Here is a 22,690-nt window from a genome sequence, read left to right on the forward strand (position 1 = left end):
AAAAGGATGCATTATTTATCTAAAAAATTATATTTCCCGCCAATTTCTCTAGCGCATTCCTCAGGAATTATTGCTTTGGGGGGTGATTTGTCGCCAGAACGATTGCAATTAGCCTATAAAAGCGGAATTTTCCCTTGGTTTGAAGATGGTGAGCCTATTACTTGGTGGTCTCCAGATCCTAGAATGGTATTATTTCTGGACGAATTAATTGTTTCTAAAAGTATGCGGAATATTCTAAACAGAAATATTTTCAAAGTGACTTTCAACCAGAATTTTAGAGATGTTATTTCGAATTGCCAGATAATAAAAAGAGAAGGTCAAAACGGTACCTGGATCACCAATGATATGATTGAAGCCTATTGTAGCCTACATGATTTAGGAATGGCCAAATCGGTTGAGGTATGGCAGGAGGATAAGTTGGTTGGCGGATTGTACGGCATTGATTTAGGTCATGTTTTCTGTGGCGAAAGTATGTTTTCCAAAGTTTCTAATGCCTCTAAAGTGGCTTTTATAAGTTTGGTTGAAAAATTGAAAAATGAGAATTATAAACTGCTCGATTGCCAGGTTTACAATCCCCATTTGGAAAGTTTGGGATGCAGGGAAATAGAACGAGAAGAATTTATCAAAATATTGAAAAGCATGTAGTTTGGTTTGCAGTTTTGGATATGTCAATTGCAACTGATTACTGCCTATTACGTTCTGGTCCAGCATTCGGCTATGTGGTCGTTGACCATTCCGGTGGCCTGCATGTGAGCGTAAACTACGGTTGATCCGACAAATTTAAAACCACGTTTTTTTAAATCTTTGCTAATAGCATCCGAAAGTGGAGTAGTAGCAGGAACGTCTTTGAGGGTTTTGGGTTTGTTGTCTATGGGTCTGCCATTAGTAAAAGCCCAAATATATTTAGAAAAACTGCCGAATTCTTCCTGGATTTTGATGAAATTCTGAGCGTTAGTTACGGCAGAATATACCTTGAGTTTATTTCGAATAATACCAGCGTCTAGGAGTAATTCTTGGATTTTTTCTTCGGAATAGTTTGCTATTTTTTGATAATCGAAATTATCAAAGGCTTTGCGGAAGTTTTCTCTTTTGTTGAGAATGGTAATCCAACTCAATCCAGCCTGAAAGGTTTCGAGGAGTAAAAATTCGAATAAGGTGGTGTCATCATAAACAGCAGTTCCCCATTCTTCATCATGATATTTACGGTATAAATCGCTAGATAAGCACCAGCCGCATCTTGTTTTAGTTTTCATTTGTTGGGGGTTTAGATGTTCAAATATAAAAGAAAAATCCCATTTCAAATTGCTTCGAAATGGGATTTAATATGAATTTTAGAATGAATTATCCTAAAGCAGCTCTTTTGAAACCTGTAACAGTTAAATTAGCATCAACCGATTTTACATAAGCAGCAACATTTACTGAGCTATCTTTGATGTAATCTTGGTTTACTAAAGTATTGTCTTTGTAAAAACGTTGGATTTTTCCTTTAGAAATGTTTTCCAACATTGCTTCTGGTTTACCTTCGGCTCTTAATTGTTCTTTAGCAATTTCTATTTCTTTTTCAATGATTGAAGCATCAACACCAGCAGCATCTAAAGCAATTGGGTTCATTGCAGCAGCTTGCATTGCAACGTTTCTAGCAGCTTCTTCGGCACCAGCTGGGGCAGCAGATAAAGCTACTAAAGTAGCGATTTTGTTACCAGAGTGGATGTAAGATCCTACGAAAGCACCTTCTAATTTCTCAAAAGTTCTGATTTCAAGTTTTTCTCCAATAACACCTGTTTGCTCAATTAATTTTTCAGCAACAGTAATTCCTTTGTATTCAGCAGCTAAGAAATCTTCTTTTGTGTCAAAGTTCAATGCTAAAGCAGCTAATTCAGTTGCCATAGTTACAAAACTTTCGTTCATGCCTACGAAGTCAGTTTCGCAGTTTAGTGTGATAGCCACACCTACTGTTTTGTCTGCGTTTACAATAGCAATTGCAGCACCTTCAGTAGATTCTCTATCTGAACGGTTTGCGGCTACTTTCTGTCCTTTTTTACGTAGGTTTTCGATTGCTAAGTCAAAATTTCCTTCTGCTTCAACTAATGCTTTTTTGCAGTCCATCATTCCTGCACCAGTTGCTGTTCTTAATTTATTTACGTCTGCAGCTGTTATTGTTGCCATGTTGTATTATTTTTTAAGGTTAAAAGTAAAAATTCCAACCCTTAAATCCCAAATTCCAATTTTATTAAATTATCAACTAATTGTTTCTAATTTTTAAGGGGAATTTGGAATTTAAAATTTGGAATTTAAAAATTGTATTTTTTATTCTTCAGTTGCTGGAGCAGCTGTTTCAGTTGCTACTGGAGCTTCTTTTTCAGTTGCGTCAGCTTCTTTCTCAGAACCTCTATCAGAAAGTCCTTCGATAACTGCAGCAGTTACTAAAGATAAAATTTTATCGATTGATTTAGAAGCATCATCATTTGATGGAATTACATACTCTACTTCACGTGGATCAGAGTTAGTATCTACCATTGCAAAAACTGGAATGTTTAATTTTTGAGCTTCTTTTATTGCGATGTGTTCAGCTTTGATGTCTACTACAAATAATGCAGCTGGTAATCTAGACATATCAGAGATTGAACCTAAATTTTTCTCTAATTTAGCACGAAGACGATCAACTTGTAAACGCTCTTTTTTAGAAAGGGTCATGAATGTACCATCTTTCTTCATTTTATCAATAGTTGCCATTTTTTTAACAGCTTTACGGATAGTTACGAAGTTAGTTAGCATTCCACCAGGCCATCTTTCAGTGATGTAAGGCATGTTTGCAGCTTTTGCTTTTTCAGCAACGATGTCTTTTGCTTGTTTTTTGGTAGCAACGAATAATATTTTTCTACCAGATGCAGCGATTTTTTTCAAAGCTTCATTAGCTTCTTCAATTTTAGCTGCAGTTTTATATAGATTGATAATGTGAATACCATTACGCTCCATATAAATGTATGGGGCCATGTTTGGATCCCATTTTCTAGTCATGTGTCCAAAGTGAACACCTGCTTCTAGTAATTCTTTTACTTCTACTTTGTTTGACATTTTTTGTACTAGTTTACGTTCTGTTGATTAGCAATGTATAAATGGCGATGTTCTCGGCTGTATACATTTAGATGCTAAACTAATTCCTACCTCGGTAGGCAACAACAACATTGTTTTTAAATTCAATATAAATGAGTCTTGTTCTAATGGAACAAGACAGGCAATATTAACGTTTAGAGAATTGGAATCTCTTACGAGCTTTCTTCTGACCGAATTTCTTACGTTCAACCATTCTTGGATCTCTTGTTAATAAACCTTCTGGTTTAAGTATAGCTCTGTTTCCTTCACCTACTTCGCACATTGCACGGGCTAATGCCATTCTTACAGCTTCTGCTTGACCAGTTGAACCACCTCCGTAAACGTTTACTTTTACGTCAAAGTTAGCTGCATTTTCTGTCATAGACATAGGTTGCATTACTTTGTACTGTAAAGTAGCTGTTGGGAAATAAGTTGCGAATTCTTTTTTGTTTACAGTGATTACTCCTGTTCCTTCCGAAACATAAACACGTGCAACAGCACATTTTCTTCTACCGATTTTGTGAATAACTCCCATTACTTAAGATCGTTAAGGTTAACTGTTCTCGGTTTTTGCGCAGCTTGTTTGTGCTCAGAACCTACAACAACATTTAAATTTCTGAAAAGTTCAGCTCCTAATTTATTTTTAGGTAACATTCCTTTTACCGCTTTTTCTACTAGTGATGCAGGGTTTTTTGATTGCAATACTTTAGCAGTTAAAGTTCTTTGTCCTCCTGGGTAACCTGTGTGACGCATGTAAATCTTTTCGTCCATTTTGTTACCTGTAAGGTTAATTTTTTCTGAGTTGATAACAATTACGTTATCTCCACAGTCAACGTGAGGGGTATAACTTGGCTTGTACTTACCTCTTAAAATCATAGCGACTTTAGAAGCAAGACGACCTAAGTTATGACCATCAGCATCTACAACAATCCACTCTTTAGTTGAGTTGGCTTTTGTTGCTGATTGTGTCTTGTAGCTTAATGCGTCCATAATATTATTTTAATTAAACATTCCATCCCCAATAAAGGGGTTGCAAAAGTACAATTAATTATTTTAAATACAAATACCTTAAAAGAATAATTTCTGATGGTTTTTATGCTGATTATCAATTGTATATTTCAAATGATTTAGATGGCTTCCTATTTGAGATTTTGGTTCATGTTTTTTTTCTATTTTTATATTACTTTTGTAGTCAAAAATAAAATTTTTATATTGCGTTCTTGACCTGTATTTTTTAAGAAAAAGAATGACGTTTTTTGACCTTAAAAAGCGTTGCTGGTAAAGGGACTAAAAAATAGCGGTAGCTTATTAATTTACTAACAATGACAATAAATGCCTAATTATGAAAGTCAAAGCCACTTTAAAACAAATTGCCAAGGAGCTTAATGTCTCTGTCTCTACAGTCTCTAAAGCTCTTAATGATAGTCCGGAGATTAGTGAGTTGACCAAAATCAAAATAAAAGAATACGCTAAGCTCAAAAATTATAAACCTAATGTTATTGGTCTGAATCTAAAAAACAGAAAAACAAAAACAATAGGCGTAATTATTCCTAATATTTTAAACTCTTTCTTTGCCAAAGTATTTAGCGGTATTGAGAAAGTTGCCGATGAAAAAGGATATAATGTGATTATGTGTATCTCTAATGAATCATTAGAAAAAGAGGCACACACCCTTGAAATGTTAAGCAATGGGACGATTGATGGTTTTATTTTGTCAATTTCTGAAGAAGCACAAGAGATTAATGAATACGGACATTTTAAAGATGTTATCAATGAAGGCACACCTATAGTGATGTTTGACAGGATTGCTAATGATGTTGAATGTGATAAGGTAATTGTTGATGATTTTGATTCGGCTATGAATTCCACACAGCATCTTATTGATTTGGGATGCAAGAATATTGCCTTGGTTTCTTCTGTTGATAATTTGAGTGTCGGGAAGTTAAGAGTTGAGGGGTATTTACAAGCTTTGAAGGATAATAATATCGCGATTAATGAAAGGATAATTATTCGCACAAATTCTGAGGAGGAGATGAAGAGCAGGGTCGAAGCGATCTTTGAGAATAACATCATTGATGGAATTTTTGCTTTGGACGAAAATGATTCGGTTGCTGCTTTAAAAATGGGATTGAAAAGGCATTTTCGTATTCCGGAGGATTTGGCTATTATTGGTTTTGCAGATGGGATTTTGGCATCTAGGCGCTTGACGCCAAGTTTAAGCACGGTAAGTCAGCATGGTGTTGAAATTGGGGAAGTGGCTGCGAAACTGCTTATTGATAGATTGGAATCTGACGAGGAGAACAAACCTTATGAGACCGTTGTCATTAAGACGGTATTGAAAGAAAGAGAAACTACTAAAAAAGGCTAATTTTTAATTAGATGTAAAAGAGAAAACCATCTGAGAATTCAGATGGTTTTTTTATGACAGATATTTTAGTTGGTTTTAATGTGCTTCTAGCCAGTTTTGTCCCATTCCTATTTCTACATCCAAGGGTACGGTCAATTTAAACGCATTTTCCATTTCGTGTTTTATCATAGGCTGGATTTTTTCGAGTTCAGAGTTGTGAACATCAAACACAAGTTCGTCATGAACCTGAAGCAGCATTTTTGATTTCCAGTTTTCAGAAGTTAGTTTTTTGTGAATATTGATCATCGCGATTTTGATAATATCGGCTGCGCTTCCTTGTATAGGTGCGTTTACGGCATTGCGTTCTGCGCCACCGCGAACAATAGCGTTTTGTGAATTAATATCTTTTAAATACCTACGACGACCTAAAACCGTTTGTACATAACCATGATCTCTGGCAAAATCAATTTGCTCACCGATATACGATTTCAATCTTGGATACGATTTGTAATAAGCATCAATCAAATCGGCACTTTCAGAACGAGAAAGATTCGTCTGATTCGAAAGTCCAAAAGCCGAAACGCCATAGATGATTCCGAAGTTTACTGTTTTGGCATGGCTTCTTTGTTCTCGAGTTACTTCTTCAAGCGGCACGTTAAAAACTTTAGATGCAGTCGATCTGTGAATGTCTTCATGATTTTGGAAGGCCTTTATCATGTTTTCCTCGCCACTCAAAGCGGCAATAATGCGCAGTTCTATTTGGGAATAATCGGCAGAAACCAAGGTGTGATTTTCATCACGAGCAATAAAAGCTTTACGAATCAGTCGTCCTCTTTCGGTGCGAATTGGGATGTTTTGTAAGTTCGGATTATTCGAACTCAAACGTCCCGTTGCAGCAACCGTTTGCATATAATCGGTATGAACACGTCCTGTTTTTGCATCGACTTGATTTGGCAAAGCATCAATATAAGTACTTTGTAGTTTGACCATTTGTCTCCATTCGAGAATGTCACGTACAATTTCGTTGTCATTAGCAAGATAACTTAGGACTTCTTCTCCAGTGGCATATTGGCCTGTTTTGGTTTTCTTTTGTTTGGTACCGCCAATTTTCAATTTGTCAAATAAAATATCACCCAGTTGTTTTGGCGAGGCCAAATTGAATTTTTCGCCAGCAGTTTCGTATATTTTTTGTTCCAATGCGTTGCTTTCGGCAGCCATTTCGACTGACATGCTTTTTAAAAACGGAACATCTAAATTGATTCCCTCTCTTTCCATGTCGGCTAGAACTTTGACTAATGGAATTTCGATTTCGTCAAAAAGTTTTTTGGTTTCTGTTTTGTCTAATTCGACTGAGAATAGTTCTTTTAGTTGAAGCGTAACATCGGCATCTTCTACAGCGTATTCTTTGATGTCTTCGAGTTCAACCTCGCGCATGGATTTTTGATTCTTTCCTTTTTTTCCAATTAATTCTTCGATGGATTTTGGGGTATATTTCAAATAGGTTTCAGAAAGAATGTCCATGTTATGGCGCATATCCGGATTTATCAGATAATGGGCAATCATGGTATCAAACAGTTTACCTTCTACATTAATATTGTAATTAGAAAGAATTTTTAAATCATATTTTATATTTTGACCTATTTTTTCAATAGTTTCGTTTTCGAAAAAAGGAATAAATTTTTCTGCTAAAGCTTTGGCTTCAGTTTGGTTTTCTGGAAAAGGCAGGTAGAATCCTTTGCCTTTTTCGTAAGAGAAAGAAATTCCAACTAATTCTGCATGCAAGGCGTCTAATCCTGTGGTTTCTGTATCGAAACAAACAGAAGGTTGTTTTAGTAAGTTTTGTAACAATAACTTTAGACCTAAATCACCTTGGATAATTTGGTAGGAATGTGGTGTGTCTTCCAGGGTGTTGAAGTATTTATGATGTTTTTCTTCGGAGTGGTCATCAGAAATAGCGCTTCCGAAAAGATCAAATTGATCTTCGTTTTTTGTCCCTAAAGCTTTCGGGAGTTGTTTTTTGTATAATTTGGCATCGTCAACCGTATTGTTGGTTACGGTTGTTCCTTCTTTTTTGAATATGGCGTCAAATTGCTCCGCCATTCTACGAAATTCCAATTCGTTGAATAAGGCGTCTGTTTTTTCAACATCAGGAGTTGACAGTTCGTAATCGGTTTCGTCAAAAACAACTGGGCAGTCCAGAAGTATTGTGGCCAAGGTTTTGGATAATAATCCTTTTTCTTTATTGGCTTCAATGTTTTCCTTCATTTTCCCTTTAAGCTTGTCTGTATTTGCTAAAAGGTTTTCCATGGAGCCGAATTCTTTTAGTAATTTCTTGGCGGTAACTTCGCCTACGCCAGGTAGTCCTGGGATGTTGTCGGCGGCGTCGCCCATCATTCCTAAGAAATCAATTACTTGTTCCGGTCTTTCGACTTGGAATTTTTCCAAAACTTCTGGAATTCCCCAAATTTCGATGCCGTTACCCATTCGGGCAGGTTTGTACATGAAAATATTTTCAGATACCAGTTGGGCAAAATCCTTATCAGGGGTAACCATGAAAACTTGGTAGTTTTCTTTTTCGGCCTGTTTGGCGATGGTTCCAATTAAGTCATCGGCTTCATAGCCTTTGACTTCGATAATGGGAATATGCATCGCTTTTAATAATTCTTGTATATAAGGAACGGCAATTTTTATGGCTTCGGGAGTGGCATCTCTATGGGCTTTGTACTCAGGATAGATTTCGTTTCTTAATTGACTTCCGCCATTATCAAAGGCAACGGCCAGGTGGTCTGGTTTTTCTCTTTTTATGACGTCCATTAAGGAATTCATGAAGCCCATGATGGCCGAGGTATCCATCCCTTTAGAATTGATTCTCGGGTTTTTTATGAAGGCATAGTATCCTCTAAAAATTAAAGCGTAGGCATCGAGTAGGAAAAGGCGTTTTTGTTGCGACATAATTGTGATTTTGTAAAGATTTCAAAAGTACAAAACTTACGATAGAATGGGGAGCTGGATTTTATTATTTCTGTCAATCATTTTAGAATGGCAATGGTGATTGTTAATGGAATGTTTGCGGGGTAGTGTTCTGGGTTGCTGATTCAGAGTGATTTAAGTTGTCATGACAGAGTAGAATGGTACGGTTTTAGTTAAATATTGATTAATAAAAGTGTGTATTGCTTTCTTAATTTGTTATTTTGTCAACAAAAATAATTGTAATGGTTTTTCGAATAGTAGTATTAAGTATAATTCTTCTTGCTATAGAGCTGTATGCTTTTCAAGCTTTAAAAACTTTGGTAAAGTCGAGAGGGGTATTGGTTTTTTACCAAATTCTTAGTCTGCTTCTTTTTGTGGTAATAATTTATTCCTTTACGCAATTTGACCGTTCTGTGGGGCAAACCCGCCAAACTATGTTTGCCATGGCTTTGGTATTGGTTGTTTATGTTCCTAAGTTGGTTTTGGCTTTGGTTTTACTTGGTGAGGATATTTTTAGGATGGGGGCAGGATCTGTCAATTATTTGATTGACAGGAAGGATGAAGTAGGTTTTTTGGCCTCTAGGCGAAAATTTGTCAGTCAAATAGGGTTGGGTCTGGCGGCAGTGCCTTTTTTATCGCTGATTTATGGTATAACTGTTGGGAGATATAATTATAAGGTGATAAAGCAGCGTATTTTTTTTCCGGATTTACCAGATGCTTTTGATGGTTTTAGGATTACTCAAATATCAGATGTGCATAGCGGTAGCTTTGATAATCCAGAAAAAATAAATTACGCGATCGATTTGATTAATGAGCAGGATTCGGATATGATTTTGTTTACTGGAGATATAGTTAATACAGATGCTAAGGAAATGCATCCTTGGATAGATGTTTTTAAAGGGATCAAAGGCCACCAATATGGAAAATTCGCTGTTTTAGGGAATCATGATTATGGTGAATATGTTACCTGGCCAACAGAAAAAGCGAAAGAAGAGAATTTTCAGGCGATAAAGGATCTTTATGGTCAGATTGACTTTAAATTGATGTTGAATGAGCATGCGTATATCTATAAAGGAGAGGATAAAATTGCTTTGATTGGAGTGGAGAATTGGGGGCATAATTTCAAAAAAGCCGGTGATATAAACAAGGCTTCGCAAGAGGTAGATCAGAAAGATTTTAAAATTTTGATGAGTCATGATCCGAGTCATTGGGATTATGAAATTAAAAATCATGAAAAGAATTTTCATTTGACTTTTTCGGGGCATACACATGGGATGCAATTTGGGATTGAAATTCCAGGCTATTTTAAATGGAGTTTAGCTCAGTATGTGTATGCTCAATGGGCTGGTTTGTATGAAAATTTAGGAAGATATGTTTATGTAAATAGAGGGTTTGGATACCATGCTTATCCTGGAAGGGTTGGGATTATGCCTGAAATAACGGTTGTCGAGCTAAAAAAAGGGACTAATGTGTCATAATTCGTTAAAAATGCTACATTTGTAAATTAATATCTATTTTTTTTAGTAGATTTAAAAATTAAATTCATTGATTTTATGTCAAAATTCGGAGAACTTATAAGCGCACAAGTGCCTGTGTTGATTGATTTTTACACAGACTGGAATGAATCATCGGTTTCTATGCATCCTGTTATCAGAGATGTGGCGGCTGCTCTTGGTGACAAAGCAAAAGTAATTAAGATTGATGTAGATAAAAATCAAGAACTGGCCGATGCTTTAAGAATTAAAGGCCTTCCTACATTGATGATTTATAAAGAGGGTCAAATGATTTGGAGGCAATCCGGTGAGCTTGATGCTAACACTATAATAGGACTTGTTCAAGGGCAATTCTAAAGAGTGTTTTTTTAAAGCTTTTTTTAAGTTATAATTTCGTAACTGAAATTGTTTTTGTCTATAAAATCCAAGACTTTTGGTAAGGCATATTTGAGATTATTGTATGCTTTTTGGCTGTCGTGAAAAACAATTATACTACCTGGTTTTATATTTGCGACTACATTTTCTAGACATTTTTCATTGGTGATGCTTTGGTCGAAATCGGCGCTTAGTACATCCCACATGATGATTTTATATCCTTTTCTTCTTAATTTTTTAGACTGAACAGAGTTAATTTTGCCGTAAGGAGGGCGAAAAATTTTAGAGTCCATTTTGTGATTTAAAATGGATTGCTCGCAAAGAATGATGTTGTTTAAATAGTCTTCTGTTGTTGTTTTCCACCCGTTTAAATGGTCAAAGGTGTGATTCCCGATTGCATGTCCTTTCTCGATTATTTTTTTGAATATAATAGGCTGAGCTTCGATATTTTTTCCGATACAAAAGAAAGTAGCTTTGGCATTGTGCTGATCCAGTTTTTCCAAAACCCATTCTGTAATTTCAGGTGTGGGTCCGTCATCAAAAGTTAGGTAGATTTTATTGTTCCTATTGGGGATATCCCAAATGTAATTGGAAAATATTCTTTTAATGATTGTATTTGTTTTAATCCAATAAAAACTCATTAGTATTTAGTTTTGTAATATTAAAAATAAAAAAAATGTGGTAAAATCTCTTGATTCTACCACATTTTTTTAAGTAAAACAAATATAGAAATTATTCTTTTTCACGACCAAAACGCTCAAACATATCTGTATAAGTGTTGAATGTTTTTCTGCTTTCGTTGTAGAAAGTAAGGTCGTTATTTTCTTTCATTACTTGTAGCAGTCCTCTGTAACGTTCGATATCAGTTATGATGTCATAGGCTACACCTGTTTGTTCAGATGCCTTTAATTTGCCGTAGTAATTAAGGTTTTCTTTGTATTTGTTGATCAATTTTTTCAAAAGATCCTGTGCTTTTGCTTTTTCGCCAATTTTATAATAGCCAGCTGCAAAAGGATCAAGTAAAGAATAGTAGCCATATTTGTCAAGAGGCATTTTGGTCATGGCTAAGTCAATTATTTTTCTGGCTTTGTCATTTTGACCTTCAGCGATTAACTGATTCATCAATCGAGATAGGTTGCTTCTGTATGTGATACTTTCTCTTCTGGTTTCCGGATCATGATATATTTTATCACTATCACTATTTCCCCAATCCCATTTCATGACGATGTTGTACATTTTTTCAGAGTCAATTTGTCCCATTTCTAGTGGGCTTCCGTCTTTAGGAATAGTGTTTTTTACCGGAATTAATCTGTAAACCATTCCGTCCAATTGAAGATAGTTTTTCATCCAAAGATAGTCTTCGTCATCAAAAGCGCCTGGGCTGAAATAAATAGGTCTTTTCCAGTTATTATTGGCAATGACATCGAGCATCATTAATCTATTTTTGTACAACGCTTTTCCTTTGATATCTATATCTATGTAGGGAACTATAGAATCATGATACTTTTCGGCAACCACCTTGTTTTTGATGATGTTGTTTCTGTCAACCGGAATCCTGATTTTATTCGTTGGATAAAAATGAATCGTTTGTCCATTTTGCATTTCAACAGTAGATTTAGGATTTTTGATAAAGCTCAAAAGGTCTTTTATATCCCATCTGTTTTCTATTTTTGGAATATGCGCAACATAGTCTAGTTTATCTCCTACATATTGGTCGTGGGTAAAGGAGATTGGTAGAGGGTCTGATTCATAGGTTTTGGCTTTCATTTGGTCAATGTACCAATCAGTCATGAAAAGACTCGTGTTGACAATCCTTACATCGGTTCTGACTTTTTCAATTTCTTGGGCATACCATAGCGGAAAGGTGTCGTTATCGCCTATGGTAAATAGTATGGCGTTAGGTTCGCATGAATTAAGGTAAGCCTTTGCCATTGCTGTTGCTGTATATTTTCCAGAGCGGTCATGGTCATCCCAGTTTTGTGAAGCCATCAGTACTGGAGCTGCCAATAAACTTGCTGCAATAATAACAGGCCCTGCTATTTTAGGCGCTAAATATTTCTTGGCGCTATCGTATAAGGCATAAACTCCAAATCCTACCCATATTGCAAAAACATAGAAAGATCCTACTAAGGCGTAATCACGTTCTCTAGGTTCAAAAGGCCTTTCGTTTAGATAGATTTTTAAGGCAATTCCCATAAAAAGGAACAGCACCAGTAAAACGTAGAAGCTTTTTCGATCTTTGCTAGCGTGGTACATTAGGCCAATTAGTCCTAAAAGGAAAGGTAGGAAGTAATAGGTGTTGCGTCCTTTGTTGTTTAATACGTCCGAAGGCAGGTTGTCTTGTGAGCCTAAATGAAGTTCGTCCATGAACTTGATGCCGCTCATCCAGTTCCCGTCAAGATAATCGTATCTTCCTTGTACATCATTTTGCCTCCCTACAAAGTTCCACATCAAATACCTCCAGTACATGTATCCAAATTGGTATTCAAACATGAAGCTTAGGTTGTCTGCGGTTGTAGGTTTTTGAATGATTAAATAATCACCATAACTTTTAAGAAATTTTACATAGCCGTCGTTGTCAATTTGTTTTTGAGCATAAGCCTGTCTGAATTCGCTAACTATTTTTTCAATCTCGTGCTTAAGTTGGGCTACAGCTTTGTTGTAATCCTCTTCGCTAAGTTGACTTGCATCAATTCCGTATTGTGCTAAATCTTCTTCATAAGGATAATTAGGATTTAGGGTGAATTGCGGAGGATTGGTGAAATTCATATAGTTTACAATGTGATCAGAACTCCACATCCTAGGTAAGAAAGTCTTCTGATTATCGTCACTATTTTGTTCAGCATTTTTGAAATTATTTACAATTTCGTATTTTTTTGTTTTATAGTTTCTTTCGTAATTAGGTGCTTTGTCTAAATAGGGTTTGTTTTTGTCTAATCCTGCAAAAGTTTCCGTGTATTGCGGGCCGTAGAACAATGGATTTGAACCGTATTGCTCTCTATTGTAATAGGCTAAAACTTCACGTGCGTCTGAAGGTTTATTTTCGTTAATGTTTACATTAGCATTAGCTCTGATAGGAAGCATTGTCCATGTTGAAAATCCAATTAGAACAAAAAGAATACATAATATTAAGGTGTTGTAAGTAACTAAGCCTTTATTTTGAGTGTATTTTAGTCCAAAATAAAATAGGGCAATAAGAAGGATGGTAACAAAAATGGTTCCGGAGTTAAAAGGCATTCCCAGCGCATTAACAGTAAATACTTCTGTTTCGGCAAAAAAGGCCATGGTTAACGGTAGCAGTAATTTAAAAATGAAAAGTAGAATCGAAATTACGACGATATTGGCAATAATGAAATTTTTGACTGTAACGGTTTTGTAGTTTTTGAAAAAGTACAATAAACCAATGGAAGGAATCGTTAAAAGCGCCATAAAGTGCACGCCAAAAGTTAATCCTATAACAAGCGATATAAGAAGTAGCCATTTGTTCCCTCTGGGAGTGTCCATGTCTTGCTCCCAGCGTAATCCAAGCCAAAATAGTAAGGCAATAAATAAAGAAGCCATGGCATAAACCTCAGCTTCTACCGCATTGTACCAAAAACTGTCTGAATAGGTATAGGCGAGCGATCCTACAAAGGAACTTCCTAGAATAACTATAGCATCGTTTTTGCTTAGTTTTTGTTCTGGTTGTGAAGCATTGGATGCTGTGATGAGTTTTTTCAAGATCATCGAGGAAGACCAAAACATAAATAATATAGTAAAGGCACTTGAGAATACAGACATCATGTTAACCATTAAAGCAATATGTTGGTCTGAAGCGGCAAACATGGCAAAAAAGGCACCAATCATTTGGAATAAAGGAGCTCCCGGTGGGTGTCCTACTTCAAGTTTTGCTGCGGTAGCAATGTATTCTCCACAGTCCCAAAAGCTCATTGTGGGTTCTACGGTGAGTGTGTAAGTTATTAATGCGATTCCAAATGTAAACCAACCTATGATCGTGTTCCACTTATTGAAATTGAATGCTGCCATATTTACGTGTTAAATTTTAGTTTTTTTGCAAGATACAAAGAAAATGTTTTTTTGTTTAATGCCCGAGGTATTAACAAAATTTTTGTAAATCCGGTTCGAAATGTTAATTATTTGGTTGTCAGTGGATTTTGTAAAGTAATTTTGAGAATTGAAATTTTATTGAAAATTTTTTTGATAAAAATGTTCTAAAAGTTTGCGCAAACTAAAATTTGTATTAAATTTGCACTCGCTAAGCAGAACAATAGATGCTAAGCTGAAGAATACTGGTCTATGGTGTAATGGTAACACAACTGTTTTTGGTGCAGTCTTTCAAGGTTCGAGTCCTTGTAGACCAACAAAAAAGCCTCTCAGATTTGAGAGGCTTTTTTTATGGCCTAAAGTTTGGGTTTTTGTTCTTGATCCTTTTATATCTTGAAAGTGATAACCGGTTTAGCGGCATGATTTACTAAGTCTTCGCTTATGCTTCCTGTGAAAAAATGTGCCATTCCTGTCCTGCCGTGGGTGCATAATCCGATTAAGTCAGCATCTATTTTATTCGAGAAGTTGATGATTCCTTTTTCAATATTGACATCGTTGTAGATGTGAGTGGTGTAGTTTTTAAGGTCAAAATCAGCGATGAAATCACTTATTATTTTTTCAGAAAGCGCTGTTGTTTTGAAGCTGTTAGGTGTGCAGATCATGGTAAGATGCAGTTTTGCGTCAAATAGGGTAGCGAATTCAAGCATTTTTTTGAATGGTTTTTTTGTTTCTTTTGAAAAATCGGAGGCGAATACAAAATTCTCGGCTTTTAATTCGGTTGTATTTTTTTTAATGACCAATACTGGAGCGTCAGAAAGGCGTACTACTTTTTCGGTATTGGATCCTATAAGGATTTCTTCGATGCCGGAAACGCCATGTGATCCCATGACGATTAAATCAATTTTGTTTTTTATACTAAAAGATAGTATTCCTTCGTGAGCCCTTTCGAAGTTTAGTTGTTCGGTTATTTGAATGTCTTTTAGGAATTCTTTTTCCTTGGTCTTTTGGAGTGTTTCTTTTGCTTTTTGAATGAATAGCATTGTTTCTGGTATGCCGGTGGCGCCAGTAATAGCGTCGTTCATTTGACTAGGAACTTCAATCATGTGGAGAAGGAATATTTCCGAATTGCTTTTTTTTGCAATTTGGGCGGCTATTTTCAAAGCGCTTTCGGCATGTGATGAAAAGTCAGTTGGAACAAGAATTCGTTTCATGGTTGGAAGGGTTAGGGTATGGGAAAAATCTTTATTTTTATACTTCCATAAAGATAAGAAATATTTTAAGAGTGATCAATTATTTAGGTTTATAAAAAAAAACACTATATTTGCACCGTTATTTATTAAAATCTAGATAATGAGGGGACTAAATGTCCCCTCTTTTTATAAAATTATGGTATTTAAAGAAAAAGTAAATAAATTATTGTCGGAAGCGCTATCAGAAAGGCCATCGCTTTTTTTGATTGACGTAACTATTACGGATGCTTTTAAGGTTATTGTGACCTTAGACGATGATAATGGTGTGGTTTTGCAGGATTGTATTGATGTTAGTCGTGCAATAGAGAGTAATTTAGATAGAGAAGAACAGGATTTTTCTCTGGAAGTGGCTTCAGTGGGAGTAGGGTCGCCATTGAAAATTGTTCGTCAGTATAAGAAAAATATTGGTAGAACGTTGATTGTGACTACAAATACTGAAAAAATTGAAGCTGAATTGGTTGATGCTAACGAAGATTTCATAATTTTGTCTTGGAAGGCGAGAGAACCTAAAAAAGTAGGAAAAGGAAAAGAAACAGTACAGAAGGAGCAACAGATACCTTATACAGAAATTAAAGAGGCAATTGTTACAGTAACATTTTAATTAAAGAATTCGCATGGAAAATTTAGCATTAATCGATTCATTCTCGGAGTTTAAAGATGATAAACTTATTGATCGTGTAACGCTTATGGCAATTTTAGAAGATGTATTTAGAAATGCATTGAAGAAAAAATACGGTTCGGATGATAACTTCGATATCATCATCAATCCCGATAAAGGGGATATGGAGATATGGAGAAGAAGGGTAATTGTTGCTGACGAAGATTTGGATTTTGAAAATGAAGAGATTACTTTAACTGAGGCTAGAAAAATTGAAGCGGATTTTGAAATTGGCGAAGAGGTTTCTGAAGAGGTGAAATTGATTGATTTAGGAAGAAGAGCTATCTTGGCTTTGCGTCAAAACTTGATTTCTAAAATTCATGAACACGACAATACGAATCTTTACAAACAATTTAAAGATTTAATTGGAGAGATTTATACTGCCGAAGTACACCATGTACGTCCAAGAGTTGTAATTTTGGTCGATGATGAAGGAAACGAAATCGTATTGCCAAAAGAAAAGCAAATTCCATCTGACTTTTTCCGTAAAGGAGATAATGTCCGTGGAATTATTGAAAGCGTTGAGTTGAAAGGAAATAAACCTCAAATTATTATGTCTAGAACTTCTGAGAAGTTTTTAGAAAAATTGTTTGAACAAGAGATTCCTGAAGTATTTGACGGCCTAATCATGGTGAAAAAAGTAGTAAGAATTCCAGGTGAAAAGGCAAAAGTAGCTGTAGATTCTTATGATGATCGTATTGATCCAGTGGGTGCTTGTGTGGGAATGAAAGGGTCTCGTATTCATGGTATTGTACGCGAGCTAGGAAATGAAAATATTGATGTTATTAACTATACTAATAACATACAGCTGTTTATTACAAGAGCATTAAGCCCTGCAAAAGTTTCTTCAATTAAAATTAATGAAGAAACAAAAAGAGCGGAAGTGTTTTTGAAATTGGAAGAGGTTTCTAAAGCAATTGGTAGAGGTGGTCATAATATTAAATTGGCTGGTTTATTGACAGGTTATGAGTTAGATGTCATCCGCGAGGGTGATGTAGCTGGTGCTACTGCTGATGAAGACGATGTTGAATTGACAGAGTTTTCAGATGAAATCGAAGACTGGGTTATTGAAGAATTTGCAAAAATTGGTTTGGATACAGCAAAAAGTATTTTGAAGCAAGATGTAGAAGACTTAGTAAGAAGAACAGACCTAGAAGAGGAAACGATTCTAGATGTAATGAAAATATTGAAAGAAGAATTTGATAGTTAGTCAAGGGGTCTTCAACGATAAACGTGCCATTTTGCAATGAATTCTAATTCGATAGGTATCGATTTGGGAGCAAAGTGAGGAATAACAAAAAAGGTAATAATAAAAAGGTTTTATGTCTGAAGAGAGAATTATTAGAATAAACAAAGTTTTAAGGGAATTGAATATTTCTTTAGAAAGAGCTGTGGACTATCTGAAAGATAAGGGAATTGCTATTGAAGCAAATCCAAACACAAAAATTTCTGATGATGTATACAATGTCTTGTGCGGTCAGTTTGCAGGTGACAGAGGGAAAAAAGAGGCTTCAAAAGAAGTAGGCGAAGAGAAGAGAAAAGAAAAAGAGGCTTTGCGTGTAGAGAGAGAAAAAGAGATTGAGGATAAACGCAAGCAGGATGAAGAACGATTAAAACAGCAACAAGAAGTTATAAAAGCGAAAGCGGTTGTAACGGGTCCTGTTCAAGTTGGGAAAATTGATCTTAATCCAAAGAAAGCAGTTGTTACACCAGCTCCAAAAGTTGTCGCTGAAAATATTGAAGTTCCAAAAACTGAGATTGTCGCTGAAAAACCTGTTCAAAAAGAACAAGCTGCTCCTGAAAAACCTGTTTCAGACGTAAAAGAGATAAAACCTGTTGTTGAGATAAAAGAGCCTGCAAAAGAAGCTGTAAAAGAGGTTCAGAAAGAGGTTGTTGCTAAAGAGTCAAAAGTAGTAGTTCCGGAAACAAAAGCCGCTCCGAAATCGGATGAAGCTCCTGTTGAAGAGGCGATCACGACTCAGTATCAAAAATTATCGGGTGCTAAGTTGACTGGGCAAACTATTGACTTGTCTCAGTTTAACAAACCAAAAAAGAAAAAAGAAGAGCCGAAAATCACTCCAAATAAACCGGGTGCGCCTGGAGCTGCCGGAGCGGCAAATAAAAATAAACGCAAAAGAATCGCACCTAAGCCAGGTACGCCAAGACCTCCTGGGGTTCCTGGTGCACCAAATCCTAATAAGATTACACCCAATACTGGTGGTGGCGGTTTTAGTGCTAACAGAAGTTCTAGACCTGGTTTCGTAAAAGGAAACAGACCTGCAATTGTAGCTAAAGTAGAGCCTACCGAAGAAGAAGTTAAAAATCAAATTCGTGAGACTTTAGAGAAGCTTCAAGGTAAAAAAGGAGGAAAATCTAAAGCAGCAAAATACAGAAGAGATAAAAGAGATACACACCGTCAAAAATCGGATGAAGAGCAAAGAGCGATAGAAGAAGGAAGTAAAACAATTAAGGTTACTGAGTTCGTTACTGTTGGTGAAATTGCTATAATGATGGATGTGCCAATTACAAAAGTAATTGGAACATGTATGTCTCTTGGAATTATGGTTACCCAAAATCAGCGTCTTGATGCGGAAACATTAACGATTGTAGCGGATGAATTTGGTTACGAAGTTGAGTTTATTACTGTTGATATTGAAGAAGCAATTCAAGTAGTTGAAGATAAAGAAGAAGACTTAGTTTTCAGAGCGCCTATTGTTACTGTAATGGGGCACGTGGATCACGGTAAAACATCTTTGCTGGATTATATTCGTAAAGAAAATGTTATCGCAGGTGAGTCGGGTGGAATTACACAGCATATCGGTGCTTATGGAGTAACTTTGGATAATGGACAAAAAATAGCATTCCTTGATACACCAGGTCACGAGGCGTTTACCGCGATGCGTGCACGTGGTGCTCAAGTTACAGATATTGCAATTATTGTAATTGCTGCGGATGATGATATTATGCCGCAAACTAAAGAAGCAATCAGTCATGCTCAAGCTGCTGGTGTGCCAATTATATTTGCAATCAATAAAGTGGATAAGCCAAATGCTAATCCAGAAAAAATTAAAGAGAAATTAGCAGGTATGAATTTACTTGTTGAGGACTGGGGAGGAAAATACCAATCACAAGATATCTCTGCAAAAATAGGTACAGGTGTTAAGGAATTATTAGAAAAAGTATTGCTAGAAGCCGAAGTATTAGATTTAAAAGCGAATCCAAATAAAGCGGCTCAAGGTACTGTTGTTGAAGCCTTTTTAGATAAAGGGAAAGGATATGTTTCGACTATATTAGTACAACATGGTACGCTTAAAGTGGGAGATTATATGTTAGCAGGTAAGCATCATGGTAAGGTTAAAGCCATGCATGATGAAAGAGGGAATATTGTTACTCAAGCCGGCCCTTCGACCCCAGTATCTGTTTTAGGTTTGGATGGTGCAGCAACTGCTGGAGATAAGTTCAATATTTTTGAAGACGAAAAAGAAGCAAAACAAATTGCTGCCAAACGTTCTCAGTTGATGCGTGAGCAATCAGTGCGTACACAAAGACATATCACATTGGATGAAATTGGACGTAGAATTGCATTGGGTCAATTTAAAGAATTGAATGTAATTCTTAAAGGGGATGTTGATGGTTCTGTGGAAGCCTTATCTGATTCGTTCTCTAAATTGTCGACTGAGGAAATTCAAATTAATATCATTCATAAAGGTGTTGGAGCAATTACGGAGACTGACGTTATGTTGGCTTCTGCCTCTGATGCAATTATTATCGGATTTAATGTTCGTCCTGCTGGAAATGCAAGACAGCTTGCTGACAAGGAAGAAATCGATATCCGTTATTACTCAATTATCTATGCAGCAATCGATGACTTGAAAGATGCAATGGAAGGAATGCTTGCTCCTGAGATGAAAGAGGAAGTTCTTGGAACTGCTGAAATCAGAGAGATATTCAAAATCTCTAAAGTAGGTTCAATTGCTGGATGTATGGTTATGGATGGTAAAATTGCCAGAAATGCTAAGATTAGAATTATCAGAGATGGTGTTGTGGTTCATGAAGGAGAGTTACTGGCTCTGAAACGTTTCAAAGATGATGTGAAAGAAGTTGCAAAAGGATACGATTGTGGTATTCAAATTAAAAACTTCAACGACATCGAAGAAAGGGATGTTATTGAAGCTTATCATGAAGTAGCAATCAAAAAGAAGTTGAAATAGAATTTCTATTTATAATAAAAAAAATCCCGATTCGTCGGGATTTTTTTATTGTATTATGGTTTTAATTTAGAAGCGAGATCCAGAGAGTTGAAAAAGTCTTTTTTAGAGATGGATAAATAAAATGATATTGTAGCTGTGTTTCGGTCAAGGTAAAACAAAGTCGCTTCTTGTGTTATTGTTTTAAGCCTTTTAGGTAAGTTGTATTAAACAAAGAAACCATTCAGTCAACTGAATGGTTTCTTTGTTTAATGATGGGCTAAATTGTTATTTCTGAGGTTTTATTAAAAACACATTTGGATATTTTTTCTTTATGTCAATCAAGTGACGTTCGGCTTCTATTCTGGTTTTAAAATTTCCAATCCAAACTTTATAGTTTGGGGTGTTAAAAACGATAGTTCCATCAAGATTTTGAAAGTCTTGTTTGCATTCTTTTAGCTTTTTTTTGGCTGTTTCGCTATTTCCGCTAAATATTTGAATCTTATAATATTCATTTACAGAGTTCGAAGCATTGATTTTTCGCTTTTCATTTAGTAATTGTTCAAACTTAGGATCTTGTTTTATGTTAATATTTCGGTCTTGAGCCATGATGTAGCTCGATGAAATACAAAGCAAAAATGAATAAAAAATTGTTTTTTCAAGTCTTAAAATTCTCATAACGTGATTGTTTTTGTGCAAAAATAGTATTTAATGTATAAATAGTATTCAGGTTTATTATTTAGAATAAGTATAAATTGGAATTAAGGCTATTTTAAGGTTTTGAGAATAGTTCTTAAGTCGTATTTTTGTCGAAGTTTATAATAAAGGGACAGTGTTTTATGTATTTCATTATAGAAAATATTGTGCCAATTTTTATTAGATAATCATTATATAATATGAAAAAGGTGGGTAACCATAATTCGATCTCGAGGAAATTGTTTTTTAGCTTAGCTTTATCGCTGGCTTTTTCCTTAACTTCATTTGCTCAAGATGCTGCGCCAGCGGCCGCAACAGAAGTTCCAGTAGCTACTCAAGGGGGTGACCCGATAAAGGGTAAAGAGCTTTTTAATTCTAATTGTGCAGCTTGTCATAAACTTGACGGTAAGGCTACGGGTCCTGCCCTTAGGGGTATTGCGGACAGACGCGATAAACAGTGGCTTTATAAATGGATTCATAATAGCGCTGATTTGATCAAATCAGGTGATGCTGATGCTATAAAAGTTTTTGAAGAGAATAATAAAGTGGCAATGACTGCTTTTCCTCAGTTGTCAGAAGGGGATATTGATAATATTATTGCATATACTTCAGAAGTGAAGGCTGAGGCTCCGGCTCCATTGCCTGGTGCGGCAGCTGGAACGACTAGTCAAGAAGGTGGTTTATCTAATAATTTGATTTTAGGTGCTCTTGCTCTTGTGATGTTAATGTTGGTTGTGATGTTGTTTTTAGTGAGCAATGTTTTGGCTAAAGTGGCAAAAGCAAATGGTATTGAGGTGGCTCCAAATGCACCAAGACAGTCAATCTGGAAGGCATTTGTTAGAAATCAATTTTTAGTATTGGTTGCTTCAGTATTCTTGTTGTTAGCGAGTGGTTATTTTGTTTATGGTTATTTGATGCAAGTGGGTGTGGATCAGGATTATGCTCCTATTCAGCCAATACATTTTTCTCATAAAATTCACGCTGGGGATAATGAAATTAATTGTAAATATTGTCACTCTGCTGCTAGAGTTAGTAAGAATGCGGGTATTCCTTCTTTGAATGTTTGTATGAACTGTCATAAAAATATTGCTGAAGTGGCTGAGGCTACAGCTACTCCAGAGTACAGTAAAGCTTTTTATGATGAGCAAATTCAAAAGTTATATACTGCTGTGGGTTGGGATAAGGCTGCTCAGACTTATACCGGAAAAACGGAGCCTGTAAAATGGGTGCGTATTCATAATTTACCTGATTTCGTTTATTTTAATCACTCTCAGCACGTAACTGTTGCTGGTCTAGAATGTCAGACTTGTCACGGACCGGTAGAAACATATGAAGTGCAAAAACAATTTGCTCCTTTAACAATGGGTTGGTGTATTGATTGTCATAGAAAAACGGATGTTAAAATGGAAGGTAATGAGTATTACGCTAAGATTCATGCTGAACTTTCTAAAAAATACGGTGTAGAGAAATTGACTGCAGCGCAAATGGGAGGTTTAGAATGTGGTAAGTGTCATTACTAAGATTTACTTACTCGGTTAGTTTTAACTGATTACTTAAATTGCAATTGAACAAATAAA

The 22,690-nt window shown here is 35.8% G+C and carries 18 protein-coding genes and 1 tRNA gene; 9 read left to right on the forward strand and 10 right to left on the reverse strand.

The window, feature by feature from the left end:
• The first annotated feature begins 6 nt into the window (after positions 1–6).
• On the forward strand, positions 7–645 hold the full coding sequence (gene aat / locus BUB25_RS06940; RefSeq protein ID WP_072942237.1) for a leucyl/phenylalanyl-tRNA--protein transferase: 639 nt from the start codon (positions 7–9) through the stop codon (positions 643–645).
• A gap of 47 nt (positions 646–692) precedes the next feature.
• Here aat and BUB25_RS06945 read toward each other — a convergent pair whose 3' ends face one another.
• The 5 genes from BUB25_RS06945 to rplM all read right to left on the reverse strand — a co-directional run bounded on the left by BUB25_RS06945 (position 693) and on the right by rplM (position 4,083).
• Entirely contained in the window at positions 693–1,253 is a 561-nt protein-coding gene (locus BUB25_RS06945) for a DNA-3-methyladenine glycosylase I (protein WP_072942239.1), read from the reverse strand.
• A gap of 88 nt (positions 1,254–1,341) precedes the next feature.
• A complete protein-coding gene (tsf, locus tag BUB25_RS06950) occupies positions 1,342–2,166 on the reverse strand; it encodes a translation elongation factor Ts (RefSeq protein ID WP_072942241.1) in 825 nt (274 codons plus the stop codon).
• Positions 2,167–2,307: 141 nt separating this feature from the next.
• Positions 2,308–3,075 carry a 30S ribosomal protein S2 gene (gene rpsB, locus BUB25_RS06955; RefSeq protein ID WP_072942243.1) on the reverse strand — a complete coding sequence of 256 codons (768 nt, stop codon included), beginning with the start codon at positions 3,073–3,075 and terminating at the stop codon, positions 2,308–2,310.
• A 166-nt stretch (positions 3,076–3,241) separates the two neighbouring features.
• A complete protein-coding gene (rpsI, locus tag BUB25_RS06960) occupies positions 3,242–3,628 on the reverse strand; it encodes a 30S ribosomal protein S9 (protein WP_072942245.1) in 387 nt (128 codons plus the stop codon).
• Positions 3,628–4,083, reverse strand: a complete 456-nt coding sequence (gene rplM, locus BUB25_RS06965; RefSeq protein ID WP_072942247.1) for a 50S ribosomal protein L13 — start codon at positions 4,081–4,083, stop codon at positions 3,628–3,630. Before rplM ends, rpsI begins: the two co-directional genes overlap by 1 nt.
• Before the next feature lie 352 nt (positions 4,084–4,435).
• On the opposite strand from rplM, the gene BUB25_RS06970 reads away from it, so the two are divergent.
• The gene (locus tag BUB25_RS06970; RefSeq protein WP_072942249.1) at positions 4,436–5,461 is read left to right on the forward strand and encodes a LacI family DNA-binding transcriptional regulator; all 1,026 of its coding nucleotides are present in this window, start codon (positions 4,436–4,438) and stop codon (positions 5,459–5,461) included.
• Between the two features lie 75 nt (positions 5,462–5,536).
• Here the strand turns inward: BUB25_RS06970 and polA are convergent, their stop codons facing one another.
• Positions 5,537–8,392, reverse strand: a complete 2,856-nt coding sequence (gene polA / locus BUB25_RS06975) for a DNA polymerase I (protein WP_072942250.1) — start codon at positions 8,390–8,392, stop codon at positions 5,537–5,539.
• 260 nt (positions 8,393–8,652) lie between these two features.
• On the opposite strand from polA, the gene BUB25_RS06980 reads away from it, so the two are divergent.
• The gene (locus BUB25_RS06980; protein ID WP_072942251.1) at positions 8,653–9,888 is read left to right on the forward strand and encodes a metallophosphoesterase; all 1,236 of its coding nucleotides are present in this window, start codon (positions 8,653–8,655) and stop codon (positions 9,886–9,888) included.
• A 75-nt stretch (positions 9,889–9,963) separates the two neighbouring features.
• The gene (locus BUB25_RS06985) at positions 9,964–10,260 is read left to right on the forward strand and encodes a thioredoxin family protein (RefSeq protein WP_072942252.1); all 297 of its coding nucleotides are present in this window, start codon (positions 9,964–9,966) and stop codon (positions 10,258–10,260) included.
• Between the two features lie 23 nt (positions 10,261–10,283).
• Here BUB25_RS06985 and BUB25_RS06990 read toward each other — a convergent pair whose 3' ends face one another.
• Both BUB25_RS06990 and BUB25_RS06995 read right to left on the reverse strand, forming a co-directional pair.
• Complete coding sequence (locus BUB25_RS06990) at positions 10,284–10,919, reverse strand: polysaccharide deacetylase family protein (RefSeq protein WP_072942253.1); 636 nt, start codon at positions 10,917–10,919, stop codon at positions 10,284–10,286.
• A gap of 91 nt (positions 10,920–11,010) precedes the next feature.
• Positions 11,011–14,304, reverse strand: coding sequence for a glycosyltransferase family 117 protein (locus tag BUB25_RS06995; protein ID WP_072942255.1), 3,294 nt, complete (start codon positions 14,302–14,304; stop codon positions 11,011–11,013).
• A gap of 264 nt (positions 14,305–14,568) precedes the next feature.
• On the opposite strand from BUB25_RS06995, the gene BUB25_RS07005 reads away from it, so the two are divergent.
• Positions 14,569–14,639 (forward strand) — tRNA-Gln (locus BUB25_RS07005).
• Between the two features lie 69 nt (positions 14,640–14,708).
• Here the strand turns inward: BUB25_RS07005 and BUB25_RS07010 are convergent.
• Complete coding sequence (locus BUB25_RS07010) at positions 14,709–15,533, reverse strand: universal stress protein (protein ID WP_072942261.1); 825 nt, start codon at positions 15,531–15,533, stop codon at positions 14,709–14,711.
• Positions 15,534–15,708: 175 nt separating this feature from the next.
• On the opposite strand from BUB25_RS07010, the gene rimP reads away from it, so the two are divergent.
• From rimP to infB, 3 genes are all read left to right on the forward strand, one after another.
• Positions 15,709–16,173 (forward strand): ribosome assembly cofactor RimP, encoded by a 465-nt coding sequence (gene rimP, locus BUB25_RS07015; RefSeq protein ID WP_072942805.1) that lies wholly within the window; start codon positions 15,709–15,711, stop codon positions 16,171–16,173.
• A gap of 13 nt (positions 16,174–16,186) precedes the next feature.
• The gene (nusA, locus tag BUB25_RS07020) at positions 16,187–17,440 is read left to right on the forward strand and encodes a transcription termination factor NusA (RefSeq protein ID WP_072942264.1); all 1,254 of its coding nucleotides are present in this window, start codon (positions 16,187–16,189) and stop codon (positions 17,438–17,440) included.
• 112 nt (positions 17,441–17,552) lie between these two features.
• Complete coding sequence (gene infB / locus BUB25_RS07025; RefSeq protein WP_072942267.1) at positions 17,553–20,441, forward strand: translation initiation factor IF-2; 2,889 nt, start codon at positions 17,553–17,555, stop codon at positions 20,439–20,441.
• A 264-nt stretch (positions 20,442–20,705) separates the two neighbouring features.
• Here infB and BUB25_RS07030 read toward each other — a convergent pair whose 3' ends face one another.
• Positions 20,706–21,095, reverse strand: coding sequence for an SPOR domain-containing protein (locus BUB25_RS07030; protein ID WP_072942270.1), 390 nt, complete (start codon positions 21,093–21,095; stop codon positions 20,706–20,708).
• Positions 21,096–21,313: 218 nt separating this feature from the next.
• On the opposite strand from BUB25_RS07030, the gene BUB25_RS07035 reads away from it, so the two are divergent.
• On the forward strand, positions 21,314–22,633 hold the full coding sequence (locus BUB25_RS07035; protein ID WP_072942272.1) for a cytochrome c3 family protein: 1,320 nt from the start codon (positions 21,314–21,316) through the stop codon (positions 22,631–22,633).
• Positions 22,634–22,690: the final 57 nt, after the last annotated feature.

It is taken from the genome of Flavobacterium granuli (assembly GCF_900129705.1).
In the GTDB taxonomy this organism is placed as follows: domain Bacteria; phylum Bacteroidota; class Bacteroidia; order Flavobacteriales; family Flavobacteriaceae; genus Flavobacterium; species Flavobacterium granuli.

Excerpts from the sequence above, each read along its gene's own strand:
- aat (WP_072942237.1), top strand. The coding sequence starts at position 7 with ATGCATTATTTATCTAAAAAATTATATTTCCCGCCAATTTCTCTAGCG.
- BUB25_RS06945 (WP_072942239.1), bottom strand. The coding sequence starts at position 1,253 with ATGAAAACTAAAACAAGATGCGGCTGGTGCTTATCTAGCGATTTATAC.
- tsf (WP_072942241.1), bottom strand. The coding sequence starts at position 2,166 with ATGGCAACAATAACAGCTGCAGACGTAAATAAATTAAGAACAGCAACT.
- rpsB (WP_072942243.1), bottom strand. The coding sequence starts at position 3,075 with ATGTCAAACAAAGTAGAAGTAAAAGAATTACTAGAAGCAGGTGTTCAC.
- rpsI (WP_072942245.1), bottom strand. The coding sequence starts at position 3,628 with ATGGGAGTTATTCACAAAATCGGTAGAAGAAAATGTGCTGTTGCACGT.
- rplM (WP_072942247.1), bottom strand. The coding sequence starts at position 4,083 with ATGGACGCATTAAGCTACAAGACACAATCAGCAACAAAAGCCAACTCA.
- BUB25_RS06970 (WP_072942249.1), top strand. The coding sequence starts at position 4,436 with ATGAAAGTCAAAGCCACTTTAAAACAAATTGCCAAGGAGCTTAATGTC.
- polA (WP_072942250.1), bottom strand. The coding sequence starts at position 8,392 with ATGTCGCAACAAAAACGCCTTTTCCTACTCGATGCCTACGCTTTAATT.
- BUB25_RS06980 (WP_072942251.1), top strand. The coding sequence starts at position 8,653 with ATGGTTTTTCGAATAGTAGTATTAAGTATAATTCTTCTTGCTATAGAG.
- BUB25_RS06985 (WP_072942252.1), top strand. The coding sequence starts at position 9,964 with ATGTCAAAATTCGGAGAACTTATAAGCGCACAAGTGCCTGTGTTGATT.
- BUB25_RS06990 (WP_072942253.1), bottom strand. The coding sequence starts at position 10,919 with ATGAGTTTTTATTGGATTAAAACAAATACAATCATTAAAAGAATATTT.
- BUB25_RS06995 (WP_072942255.1), bottom strand. The coding sequence starts at position 14,304 with ATGGCAGCATTCAATTTCAATAAGTGGAACACGATCATAGGTTGGTTT.
- BUB25_RS07010 (WP_072942261.1), bottom strand. The coding sequence starts at position 15,533 with ATGAAACGAATTCTTGTTCCAACTGACTTTTCATCACATGCCGAAAGC.
- rimP (WP_072942805.1), top strand. The coding sequence starts at position 15,709 with ATGGTATTTAAAGAAAAAGTAAATAAATTATTGTCGGAAGCGCTATCA.
- nusA (WP_072942264.1), top strand. The coding sequence starts at position 16,187 with ATGGAAAATTTAGCATTAATCGATTCATTCTCGGAGTTTAAAGATGAT.
- infB (WP_072942267.1), top strand. The coding sequence starts at position 17,553 with ATGTCTGAAGAGAGAATTATTAGAATAAACAAAGTTTTAAGGGAATTG.
- BUB25_RS07030 (WP_072942270.1), bottom strand. The coding sequence starts at position 21,095 with ATGAGAATTTTAAGACTTGAAAAAACAATTTTTTATTCATTTTTGCTT.
- BUB25_RS07035 (WP_072942272.1), top strand. The coding sequence starts at position 21,314 with ATGAAAAAGGTGGGTAACCATAATTCGATCTCGAGGAAATTGTTTTTT.